Origin of the sequence: Vibrio sp. 1CM23M (assembly GCF_023161755.1) — a bacterium.
Lineage (GTDB): Bacteria > Pseudomonadota > Gammaproteobacteria > Enterobacterales > Vibrionaceae > Vibrio > Vibrio coralliirubri.
The window spans coordinates 572,962-585,380 of sequence record NZ_JALNTR010000003.1; the positions used below are offsets into that span (position 1 = coordinate 572,962).

A 12,419-nucleotide genomic window follows, 5' to 3' on the forward strand; every position below is an offset into this window, starting at 1 on the left:
GATTATCTTGCTCAAAATAAAAAATTGATTTAAATTTAACTTAATAGAAATTGCTTTACATAATCCAAAGGAAACTTGTCATGTCTACTGAAAACACATTTGAACTGCCAAACTTAACGGATACAGAAGAACTTCATGTAGCATTGAAAGTTTTTCGAGGAAAACGCTCACTAAGAAAATTTGTTGAAGAACACGGTTTAGACGTTCTTGAATCTTGTAAAAAAACAGTTGATGTAGTTGTTGCTGAACAGCTTGAAGAAATTGCTCGTGAAGAAGAAGCCAAAAAATTAATGGAAGATGCTTTTGGAAAAATGATGGATCAATTCATCGATGATGCTAAAGCTAATGGTTCGTTAATGTCGCAAGAACAAGCTCGTGAAGCTCTAATCAATCTTCTGGGAGTGGGTTCTGGCACTGGAAACACTTCTGCACCTAAGTCTTCAAAGTCAACAACACCTCGTGCGCCACGCAAAGAGTATTCATTTCTCGTTGGCGGTGAAATTATTATGCGTCCTTTCGCTCGTCCATCGAAAGACATTAAAGATGAAATGGATGCTAACGGCTATGCTGAACAGTGGATGCTGCTTGCACCAGAATCTGTCGAAGAGTTTCTTTCTGACGCTGCTGGTCAACAAAAATACAAATCTCAAATCGACTCTATGAAAGAGTTCTTTGAAAAAAAAAATAGCGGAAAACAAGAAGACTCTGAACCAGTCGAATTAGGTTCTAAGGTTGAATATTCACTTGCTCTTGATATCGAAACGGCAAAAGACAAGTTCAATATCGAAATGACAGAGGATTTTATTTTCGAAGGAAACTCTGATCAGCTTTCTTCTGACCAAGAGAAACTGTTGATTGCAATTTCTAACGATGAGACTGTCGAAGGCGGAATTGAAGCTATCGAAGCTCTTAGCTAATCTCTACAATCTCCCAATGAAGAAGCCACTCAAATGAGTGGTTTTTTTTTGCTTGAAAGTCTTTCATCTGCTTTCCAAACCTGAAAATATTCCTCCCAATAAAAATAATCATTTAGTCAAAGCATAAATTTGTGTTGAGTTTCAATTTAATTTTTTCCTTTAAATATGTATAAAGTGTTTAATTAATTAAATAACTTGAAAAATATTATAAGTTATTTAATTTATTTTATTGACTGTTGTTTTATGTACGATACAATAAAATTATTAAATCAAGTCGAGGAATTAATTATGAAATTGAACAAAATATTAAAAACAATTGTAACTTATTATACAGCGATCAAGGGCGGCATTGGTAAATCATCACATGCAATAGCAAAAGCGTATGGACTGGTAGAGAGAGCACGAGAGAGCGGGGAAAAAACTGTTATTGTTTTAGCAACTTGTGACGAAAATTTATCTTACAAGCACATGTTTGAAGAAACTGATTATGAAAAAGAAAGCTATATCAACTCTGATTATTCAAAATTAGATAATCTTGATTTACCAAGCAATGTGTTGCTTTTCAAAGATTATGTTGATTATGACAAAAAAGCATTCTCTTCTGAAGAAGAAATACATGAAGAAATGTTTAGAAATATTGTTGAAAAAAATGGACAACTTTTTTACAAAATCAATGGTAAGGGAATTAAGATCGATCACCTTATCGTCGATTTACCAGCTCGACACTCAAACAATACATACAATGCAGATTTAATTAACGTTGTGCACCAGTCGGGTGATTTCATCTCTGAAAGGTCAGCATTAGATCGATTGGAAGATTTGGTTAGAGAAGAAAAAGAACTTGAACTGAAAAACAAGACACAATTCAATTTCATCATCAACAACACCAGTGCATCAAAAGTTGGTAAAATCGAATTAAAGAGAATTCAAGCTCGTCTTGATGCGATTGAGTCAAAATACGATTATAAAATTAAACTCATCGAGAGTCGCTATTTCAATTTTGATTATTATTTCAGACATAACATCAACTTCATGGCATCGAAAGAATCGATTCAAAGTAAAAAAGATAGAGTGTTTAAAGAGGGCTTGTCAGTAAATAAATCATCAAAGATTAAAACTGGTAGGGAAGTGTTAGGTAAAATTGTAGACGCAATGATTGATCAAGAAGTGGCATAAGGAGAAATAAAATGAGTGGATTTGATGATTTTGAAACATTTGATTTAGAGGATTTGGAAGATACACAAGCTTTTGATATGAATCAAAAGTCGGTGCTCGTAGAAGAAGTAAAAGAGACACCCGAAGAAACGGCAACAAGCAAAGGCAAAGGCAAAAGCAAGCTTGTGGCGATTGGCATTTCAGTAGAATTATTGGAACTGTATAAGGTCTACACAGACATTAGATTTACGGCAGGTGTGGAAAGGGTTCTTTCAGGTGCAATCTTGAAGAAGCTGGTGCAATACGGAATACATAATTGCAGAATTGTTGATTTTCCCAAGTATACATACACAGAGAAGCTGTTTTTTCAAGGAACGAGAGAACTAACCGAAGCGTTTGATTCAGCAAACAAAGAGTTATTCCCGTTCTCCACAACCATCACTTCTCATCATCACGCATATGCGATACAAGCATTGAAAATGTTAATCAAACAGGCAAAAGAAAATGGAGATAATGAATGAACTATGCACTAATGAGAAAAAACCATAACAGAATAATCAGGTTTGCTTTTTTGGCGATGAGATCAAATGGCTGCTTGATTGAAGACATTGCTGAACTCATTCAAATACCCAGCACTTGTGTTTCGAGATCTACAAATCATACTCCTGTTTACTCGATTGATAAGTGCATTAAAATTATGTGTGTTGGCAATGATAATTCAAATGGTTCTTTTGTGTTTAACTACGAAAAAGAGACGTTTACGATCAACTTACCAGATTTCAAAAAACAGTTTTCATTTTCTCAAATGATAGAAGTGATTAAAAAGTCGGAGTGATTTAATTTTTAAAACAACTTGTAAAAAATTATAAGAAATTTAACTTAATTAAGTGTGAGATTTCGCAATGATTCGACTTATAAAGATAAAGCCACTCAAACGAGTGGCTTTGTTGATTATGGAGTATGAAGTTATGACGCACATTCTGTATCTCTATCCAGAACTCTTAGAAACAGCTCTTTTATGCATTCATCAGCAAGAGAATTTACATTACTTGTTGCTTCAATCACACCAAACAGCGTATGCATGTTAATTGAAAATTGTTGTTTGCTCGACCAGATAAAAATCGCTGTTTTTGCCGCTACAACAGCCGCTGCTGACTCTTCAAACCTTTTATCGTCAAAAGCTGTATTGGATGCTCTAATTGCTAATGTAGCTCTGTAAATGGCTATTGCTGCCGTTGATTCTCTCTGCTTTTCGTTTGTTTGATTCAGATACGTTCTTGCCGCTTGGACTGCTTCTCTTGGTCTTCGATCAAACGGTCTGTATCTTTCGAATATTGGTAAAACCAAGATTGCACAGTTTATAGCGAATCCAACAATATCTTTAATTTTTACGCCATTTCGCAAAACGTAAGGAATCAAGTATTCGTAGTCGTATGGCTTCAAATGTGCTTTGTTGACAAATTCAGTAACGCTTAGTTCTTGTTGACCTATAATCTGATTTAAACGCTGTACATCCTTCTTTTCCGCACCATTAGCAATCAATAATTCCACTGAAATATTCATTCGAACCTCCGCACATAATCAACTATGCTCATACTAAGATTTTGAATATTAAATCGCCAGGTTATTTTTCGTGAATTGAATGATATAAATTGTGTGATATAAAGTTTAGAGGACGATTTTTAAATTAAGGAATGACTAATGAAACAGAAAATATTCTATATAATAAATGATAAGCTAAAAACTCAAACACAGTTTTTAGAAGGTGAGCTTGGCTGTGCTGGTGAATCTATCGATTTTTTTGTCGAACACGATAACGCAGATTTTTCAAAAGAACACTTTATAACTGATTTTATCAAGCTTGAATCGGATAGGCTTGAACAAGCGGAACATGATTTAGCTTCGATATATCTTTCTGTTAGCGAAAATGGATCGATTCTTGATGATATGGACAACGCATACTTTTCAAATTCAAACTCGTCTAATACTTACAAGTTTAACGATTTATCATTGTCAGAACAAAAGGTGGTTGTAGACATAATCAATCAGCATAATAATAAAATATCGATTAACTGTGAATTTAAAGAACCAGCACAGGTGATTGCACCATCTGAAAATAATTTGCTTAATGACGCTGAAAGTTTTTTAAAAAGTAAAATTTCAAACAATAATAGGAAAGATTTAAAGCCTAAATTACACAAAAGTAATAACAAGCTCAAATAATTATTATAATCTTCTTTGTATATGATTTTTTTATGGTATAACAATAGTAAGACTAATAATTATAGGAGAGTTGAGTAATGAAAAAAGAAAAGTTTTACATTGTATCTGGGGCGCTTAAAACTGAGATAGAGTATTTGGAAGAAAGTTTAGATTATATATCTGATAATAGTGTAATGTGGGAACTACATCCTGAAATGGATTTGTCTGAACCAGAAGTGGTTGAAGACCTTAAGCACAACGAGCACGAATTTATAAAAAAACAGGATAAATATCCTATTCATTTCGAAATCCAAGTGAGTAATCAGGGTAATTTTGTTTTTGATAACTTTGAATCGATCAAGTTTTCACCTGCTGGAACTAATGAAATTAAAGGTCTTGACGATGCGACAAATGAAGAGCTTGCTGACCTCGTTAATGGCATTAATTCTCGTATTGATTACAATAATCTCCCTACGGGAAAAATTCACCTTTCTTACGAAGAAGCAGGGAATGATCTATTTTTAACAGCTTCATCAGTTTATGTGGGAAACGAGTTTAAATTCTACCTTACCGATGTTAACGGCTCTGATAGTGATGATAAGCTTGGGTTCTACTCTCTTGATGAGTTTAAAGAAAGGATTATAGAGCTTGCTGATTATGAAAACATCGAGTTACAACCAGACGAACTAAGACTAAGAGAGGTTATGATTGATATCAATGATTCAGATTATCAGTCATTGGAGTTGGAACACTTTGATAATGGTTTGCCAAAAAATCACTATTTACAAATCAATAATCACTTTAAAGACTGTTGTTTTAACGAACTCTACCCAGATAGTGCTGATATGCCGTTCGGAAAAGGTGTTGAAGTTCCTGAGCTTGGTATCAAGTTGTCTAATGTCCTCGAAAGCAGCTCTGTCCCTTATGAGAAAGACAAATCGCAAGAACAAGATTTGCTTTTAGATGCGGTAGACTTCATTAAAGAGAAGCAAAGGTCGGAAATTTCACAAGAGGTGGATACACCAAGAGAAAAGCGTAAATCAACATTACGCAGATAGAGAAAAAGAGCCATTTGGCTCTTTTCTGGTTTCTGTTACTTCACAAAGCTTCTTATCCAATCAACTGGTGTTTCAAAGCCATGTTTAAGCACTTCTATGTCATTTCGCCAGCCATTCTCTACGTTATCCCCAAACTGCTCATAGAAGTCATTTCGATTTGGAAAGCTGCCACAAGCATGCCAAACATCTTTACGCTGCTGAAATGCAATTTCCCAACAATCCGTGTGATTGAGATTGTAGATTGCTAAACGAATACGATCTGCATCAAATCCTTTAATTTCATAAAAATCATATTCAGATGAATTTGACTGAACTAAATCTGTGCAAGGAGTGATTATGTCAGACAGTTCTTTAATCCAGTTTTGAGATGTTTTAAGCATAATTAAATAACCATTTTTATTGAAGTTACTTAATTATATTTTGATGCATCTTTAAAGCCCAGGATTTATTTATGTTAGAAGTTTTCCATAAAAAGAAAAACCACTCTAGTAAGAGTGGTCTTATGTTGTATTTCTATTTTCTTTATGCTGCTTTATTAAAATATTCGAATAGGGTTTCATTATTGACTTCCATAAAGTCACATTTATCAAAGTCCATTGCGAATGAACTTTTCAAAATGTCAAAACTTTTCTTTGATTTAAAATACTCGGCTTCTTCACGTAGATTGATCAGAAACACTTTATCCTTATCACGTTTCTTCTTTAAATTCCAAACCGTAGTCGGGATCGCTGTTTCTGAAAAAATCTTAGGTGGTAAACTAACAATACAATCCATTAGTTTTTCAGAAAAAACCTGCTTGCGAACTGCCATTGTTGCTTTTGTGAAATTACAACCCTCTGGCAGTATCAAGAACGCTTCACCATCATCAGTCATTAAATCCAATGCTGATAAGATGAAAGCAGATTCACAGTCTTTTTTGTTTGGCAGAATCTTACTGAAACGTTCTTCGTCGGTGTTTGCTTTTGCATAGTCAAAGCCATAATCAGCCAATCCAAAGGGAGGATTTAAGATCAGTAAGTCTTTCTTTGCCTCACTCATAGATTTGAAGTTCTGACGGCTATTATATGACTTAAATACTTGTTTCAATGGTTTTTTCCAATCTTTTATCAAGTGGTTGTTTGTCACAAGTAGATCAAGATTAAAAGAATTTCTGCAATGAACATTGTAATTTGCTAACGTTTGTATAAACGCAATTTTTGCCATTGTTTCGTCTAAATCATTCAAATGCAACGTTAGTGCAGGTTTAACGCTATGGTGAATTATCATAGGTAACGTTGAACCACCATATTTAACAGTCGCTTTTGCTTGTGTCTTGGCTAACATCGTTAAGCCATTCACACCAGTTCCACATGAATAATCCAACGCTTCCAAGTGTTCAGAATTTGATAGCAGTAGCGCTGAAACAGAGGAGGGTGTCATAAACTGTCCCATACGTTTGTTTAAATACCCCAATTCAACAGCTACCTTTTCAAGAACGTCTTCGAAAGGGTTTTGTTTTACGAGGTCAAGGTAAATACCGTCAATCTTCGTATATGGCTTAATATTTGTGATTACGTCAAAACGTTCTTCGACAAACAATTCAAAAGCACGTTGTTTGCGAATGCCTTCGCTATCTGCGATTCGAGTAATTTCTTTAAGCAGTTTCTTCATAGTTTTCTCCTGTTGTAATGGCTATGTTTAAGAGCACTGAACAGAACTCTTAAACTTAACCATTACGGTTAAGTGCTGCTCTTAGGCAGCTTGTGAAACTCCAAATGTTGAACAAATAAAATCTATGTCTTTCTGTGTTCCAATTACCAAATTGCTAGGTAATAAACCAACAAGGATTTTATCAATTCCGAATTGTTCATAAAAGGGCATTGTTTCTGAAACTTCGTCTTGATCTAATGCAATAAAAAACGGCTTATTTTCCGCTTTTGCTTTCTTAATATAAGACTTCACTAAATCGCTTCCGATCCCTTGGTTTCGAAACTTCGGAACCGTGTAAAGTATTCCGAGGATATGAAAATCTAGACTCGTGTAATCCATCAAAAGTGCCACCGACACAATCTGGTTTCCACTTTTAACTATACTTACCTCAATATCAAATAAACCCGTTTCCAATGGTTTTTTATATACATTGTTGATTAGATTTTCTATCTCAATATTTGAAGCACCTTGAGTTCCCTTGTAATAGTGCTTTAACGCCAATCTAATATCTTTAATCGAGTTTATGCTTGTTTGTGTGTGTAATTTTAGTTCTTTCATAGTTCTTCTCCTCTTTTAATGGCTATGTTTAAAAACACTTTGCAATGTTTTTAAACTTAACCATTAAGGCTAAGTTGCTACGATTGTAGCGATCAAACAATATTCAGGATTCGTTAAGCAGCTTTTTTCAAATCAAGACCCAATGTATCTGCTAATTTTTCGTAATTTTCAATGTTACTCAAAGCTATATTGTTTCGTAATATTCCTTTTGCTGTAAGGTCAAACCCAAATCGCTTGTAAAATGGTTTCTTTTCAAATACTTCATCTTTATGCAATTCTACAATAAGTGCATCTTCTTCTAATTCTGACAGATTGATTATTTTTTCCATTAGTGAACTGGCAATCCCAAGTCCACGATATTCAGGTTCTGTGTATAATAAGCCCAGTATTCTAAGTTTAGATCCCTCAATTTTATTTGTAAGTGCGTATCCGACAAGTCTTCCATCACATAGAACCTCCCATGTTTCAACTATATGAAAACCTTCGTCAATCGAATTGAATATTTGCTTGAGACTTTGCTTGATCGCTTTGTTCGATGCTGCATACTGCGATTTTGCAAAGTTCATCTGGAGTTGTTTGATTGTTTTTTTGTTGTTAGTTTTAAATACCATATCTAATTTTTTTGTTTGATTGTTTATCATGTTTTAGTTCCTTAATTGTTTAATTGTTTAATTGTTTAATTGTTTAATTGTTTAATTGTTTAAGCTGCATTTGCAACAGCTACATTTGGAATTGATTCAAGCTCAATAAGTATTTGTGTCAGACAAACAAGCTTTGCTTCATCAAGCAGAGCTGATAGGTCATTTAATATGAAATAGTGTTTATTCTTGTTAACTAATTCAGCCAGCACACCATACAAAATCATCATGGTTGTTTGCTTGTCTTTACCGATCTCAAGGTAGTCTTTCAAGATGTTAAAGCTAATGGCTAAATCGTATTGGTTGTAGCTATCTGAAAATGACTCCAGATCGTTCCATAGCAATTTGCAGTAAGTTGTGTCTGTCTGCTTAAAGGCAGTGATCAAAGCAAGCGTGAAGTGCTCTATCTGGTTCTTAGACCAGACTTGATGACGAATAACGCTTATTGCTTGTTTATAGTTGTTCGGAAGCACAGCATTGACGTATGAACGCAACATAGTGTCTGTTGTTAATGTCTGATAAGTTGGTTCGTTGCTTTGGTTACACAAAAAGTGGTTGATTGAATCAGTCACGTTTTCGATTTTAGTTGTTACAGTAGTTTTCATAAGTTTATCCTTTGTTGGGATAAACAATCCGACTTCTCCAATATATACAGTAAATTATTTTCTGTAGTAGTTTAAGATACACATACTATTAGAATGTGTATTAATTCCGTTTAAACCTCAATGTCATTTTGTTTATCGATTTATTGTTGTTCTCTGTGAACGCTAATTACTCTAGAACAATTAAATTTGGAGTACAAGGACTTTATTTTGCTTATTTTAAAGCAAGTCATTGTTTTAAAAGTGAAAGAATTCGTGAGGTGAGGTAAGTGCTTGATCTTAAGCTTGATATTAATTTATCGTTTTTTAAAACAATAAAAATACTTTATTTACCTTATTTTAAAAGAATGGTTTTATGTGATCTCGAATGGTTTTTGTTTATTGTTGTGTTTTTAAAGCAATGAAAAACCGCCTTTTGGCGGTTTTATTAAATGATTTTCTTTTTTATGTTTATTATATTAACTTTTATCGGTTTGCCGCTTTTAGTGTCTACTTTTTCGAAGTTTACTATAAGGCCGAAGTCGTCTAAATAATTTATCAGAATATCTATTGAAAATCTTTTGTATTTTAAGTTTAGTAAGTCTGAAACTCTTGGTTGTTTTATATCCAGTAATGTCGCTATTTCTTTCTGCTTTAATCTTTCTTTTTCTTTAATGTCTTTGATCGCATTCATTATAGTTAGCTTGTTTTCTTTGTTAGTTTTTTCTTTTCTTTTTTTATTTATTGCTATACGTTTTTTTGCTTCGTCATCTTTTTCTTTTGTTTTTTTATTTTTTGCTATCTGTTTGTTTGCTTTTTTGATTTTATCTTTTGTTGTTGTCATTTTTATTCCTTTTCGTAATTATTGTATTCTTTAAACTTTGTATCATGATTTAAAGTGTTGTAAATACTCCAAGCGATATAAAAATATAAATTATTTTAAATTAAATGTTTTTTAATTGATTTTCTTAAGTTATAATAAATTAAATATTTATTGGAAATGTTAATTATGCGTTTGGAAGTGGTTAGTAATTTAATTTCTTTTGTTGGAATGAAGAATGAAGAAGCATATGCCGAAAAATGCTTAAGGTTGATTGCTCAGGAACTTGGTTTTCCAGTTGTCGATTTTTTTGATAATAGCGATGATGAACTTATGGATTTGGGAATTGCTTATAATCAGAAATTTTACACTGTGGAAGAGTGTAAACAGGCTTGGCGCACTGTAAAGTCTGATTTGAAACACTCTTAATCATCACATTCACATCATCAAAGCCTATGTTCCAGTAGGCTTTTTGCATACAGCCACGTAATATCAGTAAGTTACTTTGTTCGTTTCTAAACTGGTGGTTGATTCATGAATAATAAAAACCTCGAAGAGTTCTCAAAACAAGCAGACGACTATTTGTTATCAGGCAATCTAAATGGTCTGAAAAAATTTGTTGAAAGTTATGCTGATAAAGATCACGATTTCGATTCTTCGACTGGTGAAGCTCAATTTTATTACGCTTTAGGCAATTGTTATTCAGCGTTGTTTCATCCCAGTCATTCCAAATGGTATGCAGCCGAATCTTCTAAGGTTGTTATTTGTTACCGCAAAGCACTGTCAATGCTCAGTGAATCAACTCTTGATGCTAATTCCGTACAGTTGAAATCAATGATCTCTACAAATTTGGGTAATCACTTGTCTTCGCAAGGTAGAGCATTCTGTTGTATCGAGTTTTTTGATGAAGCAATCAGGTTAAATAACAATCCAGTCGCTTACGTGTCAAAAGCTCGTAATGAACTTTTTATCGCTGAGTCTTTATATGATGTAGGACACAAGCAATACCATTATTATACTGCTGCGAAATTGATCCAAGAGTTAGAACCATTCACACATAAACTCGAATCAGAACAACGAATACCGATTGAGAAGGGAGGCATGCTGTATGACTTTAAAAAGTGGTTTCACAGTAGCTTTAAGCTCAAAGATTTTGACCACTTTAAAAACTTTAAAGAAGATTTTGAATCTGCTGAACAACAGTCATTTTTGCAATGGTGTGGAGATCACAACCTGTTCTTAAACGATTTGAATGACGTTTGCCAAAATGAAATCGTTTATCAAGACGTTCTTGGTCTTTCTTCATTCGGAATGGCTATAAATCCGATACTGATTGAGTCTGAAAAACTTGCCTATCACTCTAATTATGACGAGATTAAGAACGACTATTGTTATGCGAGATACTTGATGTTTCAGGCTTCTACGATAGAGGACAACGAAAAGCACTATTTCAACAACACTTATCAGCATGTTGATGGTAACTGCGGAAACTTGGACAATCTTAAAGTAGGTCATTTAAAATCAGCTTTCAAAACTCTATATTCAATTTTCGACAAGATTGCTTACTTTACGCATCGATTTTTCGATTTGAACGATATCTCAAAAGACAACCAAATCTACATTGATAAGCTGTTTAAGAAACTCAGTGGCAACGGTTGGAAACCTAACGAAAAGCTTGAAAATGGTCAGAACTTTTTCATAAATGCTCTGTTTTTTATACTTCAAGACCTCAGAGATGTTAAAGGGTTTGACTCAGTCTCAAAATGGGTTGATCCATCAGCGAAGAAATTCACAGAGATTAGAAATGCTATGGAGCACAGATCACTGATTGTTGTGGATGCTGAGATGTATGACTTGTCCGTTAATTACAACAGTTATGCAAAAATGAAACTGGATGATTTAGAAAAGAAAATGCTTGAAACTCAGCATGAATTACAACTTCTTGGACAATCCATTTCAGCCGCTCGTAAAAAAAAGGATTCGGAAAAGCTCTCTGTGTTATTGGAACAACGTAGCGCACTTGAACTTCAACTAAAGAAAGATGAGCATAAGCTTTACGAAAAACAAAAACTATCTACGCACACTCTTCATGTGTCTGTTGATGAACTTGAAAAACGTTTGTTTACATTGATTAAACTTGTTAGAGCTTCAATTATGTATCTATCTCTCGCAATCAACTTAGACAGCACTATCAAGCAATCCAGTGAAAAAGGGGTTTCGATTCCAATGAATATTCCGTTAAAAAAATAAATATATCTCATTGAAATATCGTAAGAAAGGGGAGTATTACTTCTCTTTTTTTGTTTATAAGTTAAGCGTTCAGTTCAAGCGATATTGATCTAATTGTTGGCATGAACCATAATGCTGTATATCCATACAGTATAGTGATTTTTTATGAAAGTAATTCCTCTTTGCGCTTCTGCTGGCATCACTGGTTTCGAATCTCCTGCTGCGGAGTACAACCAGTTAGACTTGTCTTTGGATGAGTTATTGGTTGAACGTCCTTCCAGTACATTCCTTGGATTTGCGCAAGGTGATTCAATGATTGAAGTGGGAATTTTCGACGGTGATTTACTTATCGTTGATAGGTTTCCAGCCGTTCAAGAGTCTGATGTGATTGTGGCAAATTTGAATGGTGAGTTTGTATGTAAAATCATAAGCTTTAAGAATCGCCAATTACTGTCTGCAAATAGTAATTATAGCTCTGTAACCATCTCTGAGAGCGATACTTTTACTATTGAGGGTGTTGTGGTCAGTTCAGTTAGAATGTTTAAGAAAAGCTACCTGTTGAGCGCATAGAA

At 34.0% G+C, this 12,419-nt stretch carries 15 protein-coding genes; 8 read left to right on the forward strand and 7 right to left on the reverse strand.

The window, feature by feature from the left end:
- Positions 1-80: 80 nt before the first annotated feature.
- The 3 genes from MSG35_RS13420 to MSG35_RS13430 all read left to right on the forward strand — a co-directional run bounded on the left by MSG35_RS13420 (position 81) and on the right by MSG35_RS13430 (position 2,593).
- Complete coding sequence (locus tag MSG35_RS13420) at positions 81-917, forward strand: hypothetical protein (RefSeq protein WP_248384247.1); 837 nt, start codon at positions 81-83, stop codon at positions 915-917.
- A gap of 288 nt (positions 918-1,205) precedes the next feature.
- Positions 1,206-2,093 carry a hypothetical protein gene (locus MSG35_RS13425; protein ID WP_248384248.1) on the forward strand — a complete coding sequence of 296 codons (888 nt, stop codon included), beginning with the start codon at positions 1,206-1,208 and terminating at the stop codon, positions 2,091-2,093.
- An 11-nt stretch (positions 2,094-2,104) separates the two neighbouring features.
- Complete coding sequence (locus MSG35_RS13430; protein WP_248384249.1) at positions 2,105-2,593, forward strand: hypothetical protein; 489 nt, start codon at positions 2,105-2,107, stop codon at positions 2,591-2,593.
- A 445-nt stretch (positions 2,594-3,038) separates the two neighbouring features.
- Here MSG35_RS13430 and MSG35_RS13435 read toward each other — a convergent pair whose 3' ends face one another.
- Positions 3,039-3,635: a putative immunity protein gene (locus tag MSG35_RS13435; protein WP_248384250.1), complete on the reverse strand. Its 597-nt coding sequence runs from the start codon at positions 3,633-3,635 to the stop codon at positions 3,039-3,041.
- 138 nt (positions 3,636-3,773) lie between these two features.
- Here MSG35_RS13435 and MSG35_RS13440 point away from each other — a divergent pair, with 138 nt between their 5' ends.
- Both MSG35_RS13440 and MSG35_RS13445 read left to right on the forward strand, forming a co-directional pair.
- On the forward strand, positions 3,774-4,295 hold the full coding sequence (locus tag MSG35_RS13440) for a hypothetical protein (RefSeq protein WP_248384251.1): 522 nt from the start codon (positions 3,774-3,776) through the stop codon (positions 4,293-4,295).
- 77 nt (positions 4,296-4,372) lie between these two features.
- The gene (locus MSG35_RS13445; RefSeq protein ID WP_248384252.1) at positions 4,373-5,332 is read left to right on the forward strand and encodes a hypothetical protein; all 960 of its coding nucleotides are present in this window, start codon (positions 4,373-4,375) and stop codon (positions 5,330-5,332) included.
- 35 nt (positions 5,333-5,367) lie between these two features.
- On the opposite strand, the gene MSG35_RS13450 is transcribed toward MSG35_RS13445, so the two are convergent.
- The 6 genes from MSG35_RS13450 to MSG35_RS13475 form a co-directional block, all read right to left on the reverse strand.
- A complete protein-coding gene (locus tag MSG35_RS13450) occupies positions 5,368-5,712 on the reverse strand; it encodes a hypothetical protein (protein ID WP_248384253.1) in 345 nt (114 codons plus the stop codon).
- Positions 5,713-5,854: 142 nt separating this feature from the next.
- Positions 5,855-6,982 (reverse strand): N-6 DNA methylase, encoded by a 1,128-nt coding sequence (locus tag MSG35_RS13455; RefSeq protein ID WP_248384254.1) that lies wholly within the window; start codon positions 6,980-6,982, stop codon positions 5,855-5,857.
- A gap of 81 nt (positions 6,983-7,063) precedes the next feature.
- Positions 7,064-7,579 carry a GNAT family N-acetyltransferase gene (locus MSG35_RS13460; protein ID WP_248384255.1) on the reverse strand — a complete coding sequence of 172 codons (516 nt, stop codon included), beginning with the start codon at positions 7,577-7,579 and terminating at the stop codon, positions 7,064-7,066.
- 113 nt (positions 7,580-7,692) lie between these two features.
- Positions 7,693-8,220: a GNAT family N-acetyltransferase gene (locus MSG35_RS13465; RefSeq protein ID WP_248384256.1), complete on the reverse strand. Its 528-nt coding sequence runs from the start codon at positions 8,218-8,220 to the stop codon at positions 7,693-7,695.
- Between the two features lie 59 nt (positions 8,221-8,279).
- Entirely contained in the window at positions 8,280-8,822 is a 543-nt protein-coding gene (locus MSG35_RS13470; RefSeq protein WP_248384257.1) for a hypothetical protein, read from the reverse strand.
- A 424-nt stretch (positions 8,823-9,246) separates the two neighbouring features.
- Positions 9,247-9,642, reverse strand: coding sequence for an XRE family transcriptional regulator (locus MSG35_RS13475; RefSeq protein WP_248384258.1), 396 nt, complete (start codon positions 9,640-9,642; stop codon positions 9,247-9,249).
- Between the two features lie 165 nt (positions 9,643-9,807).
- On the opposite strand from MSG35_RS13475, the gene MSG35_RS13480 reads away from it, so the two are divergent.
- The 3 genes from MSG35_RS13480 to MSG35_RS13490 all read left to right on the forward strand — a co-directional run bounded on the left by MSG35_RS13480 (position 9,808) and on the right by MSG35_RS13490 (position 12,417).
- Entirely contained in the window at positions 9,808-10,047 is a 240-nt protein-coding gene (locus tag MSG35_RS13480) for a hypothetical protein (protein ID WP_248384260.1), read from the forward strand.
- A 105-nt stretch (positions 10,048-10,152) separates the two neighbouring features.
- The gene (locus MSG35_RS13485) at positions 10,153-11,868 is read left to right on the forward strand and encodes an LA2681 family HEPN domain-containing protein (RefSeq protein ID WP_248384261.1); all 1,716 of its coding nucleotides are present in this window, start codon (positions 10,153-10,155) and stop codon (positions 11,866-11,868) included.
- Positions 11,869-12,012: 144 nt separating this feature from the next.
- Positions 12,013-12,417: a S24 family peptidase gene (locus MSG35_RS13490; RefSeq protein ID WP_248384262.1), complete on the forward strand. Its 405-nt coding sequence runs from the start codon at positions 12,013-12,015 to the stop codon at positions 12,415-12,417.
- Positions 12,418-12,419: the final 2 nt, after the last annotated feature.

What these genes read in the sequence shown, in the direction of transcription:
- MSG35_RS13435 (WP_248384250.1), bottom strand. Translation starts at nt 3,635, where the DNA reads ATGAATATTTCAGTGGAATTATTGATTGCTAATGGTGCGGAAAAGAAG.
- MSG35_RS13455 (WP_248384254.1), bottom strand. Translation starts at nt 6,982, where the DNA reads ATGAAGAAACTGCTTAAAGAAATTACTCGAATCGCAGATAGCGAAGGC.
- MSG35_RS13430 (WP_248384249.1), top strand. Translation starts at nt 2,105, where the DNA reads ATGAGTGGATTTGATGATTTTGAAACATTTGATTTAGAGGATTTGGAA.
- MSG35_RS13420 (WP_248384247.1), top strand. Translation starts at nt 81, where the DNA reads ATGTCTACTGAAAACACATTTGAACTGCCAAACTTAACGGATACAGAA.
- MSG35_RS13440 (WP_248384251.1), top strand. Translation starts at nt 3,774, where the DNA reads ATGAAACAGAAAATATTCTATATAATAAATGATAAGCTAAAAACTCAA.
- MSG35_RS13470 (WP_248384257.1), bottom strand. Translation starts at nt 8,822, where the DNA reads ATGAAAACTACTGTAACAACTAAAATCGAAAACGTGACTGATTCAATC.
- MSG35_RS13450 (WP_248384253.1), bottom strand. Translation starts at nt 5,712, where the DNA reads ATGCTTAAAACATCTCAAAACTGGATTAAAGAACTGTCTGACATAATC.
- MSG35_RS13425 (WP_248384248.1), top strand. Translation starts at nt 1,206, where the DNA reads ATGAAATTGAACAAAATATTAAAAACAATTGTAACTTATTATACAGCG.
- MSG35_RS13465 (WP_248384256.1), bottom strand. Translation starts at nt 8,220, where the DNA reads ATGATAAACAATCAAACAAAAAAATTAGATATGGTATTTAAAACTAAC.
- MSG35_RS13490 (WP_248384262.1), top strand. Translation starts at nt 12,013, where the DNA reads ATGAAAGTAATTCCTCTTTGCGCTTCTGCTGGCATCACTGGTTTCGAA.
- MSG35_RS13460 (WP_248384255.1), bottom strand. Translation starts at nt 7,579, where the DNA reads ATGAAAGAACTAAAATTACACACACAAACAAGCATAAACTCGATTAAA.
- MSG35_RS13475 (WP_248384258.1), bottom strand. Translation starts at nt 9,642, where the DNA reads ATGACAACAACAAAAGATAAAATCAAAAAAGCAAACAAACAGATAGCA.
- MSG35_RS13485 (WP_248384261.1), top strand. Translation starts at nt 10,153, where the DNA reads ATGAATAATAAAAACCTCGAAGAGTTCTCAAAACAAGCAGACGACTAT.
- MSG35_RS13445 (WP_248384252.1), top strand. Translation starts at nt 4,373, where the DNA reads ATGAAAAAAGAAAAGTTTTACATTGTATCTGGGGCGCTTAAAACTGAG.
- MSG35_RS13480 (WP_248384260.1), top strand. Translation starts at nt 9,808, where the DNA reads ATGCGTTTGGAAGTGGTTAGTAATTTAATTTCTTTTGTTGGAATGAAG.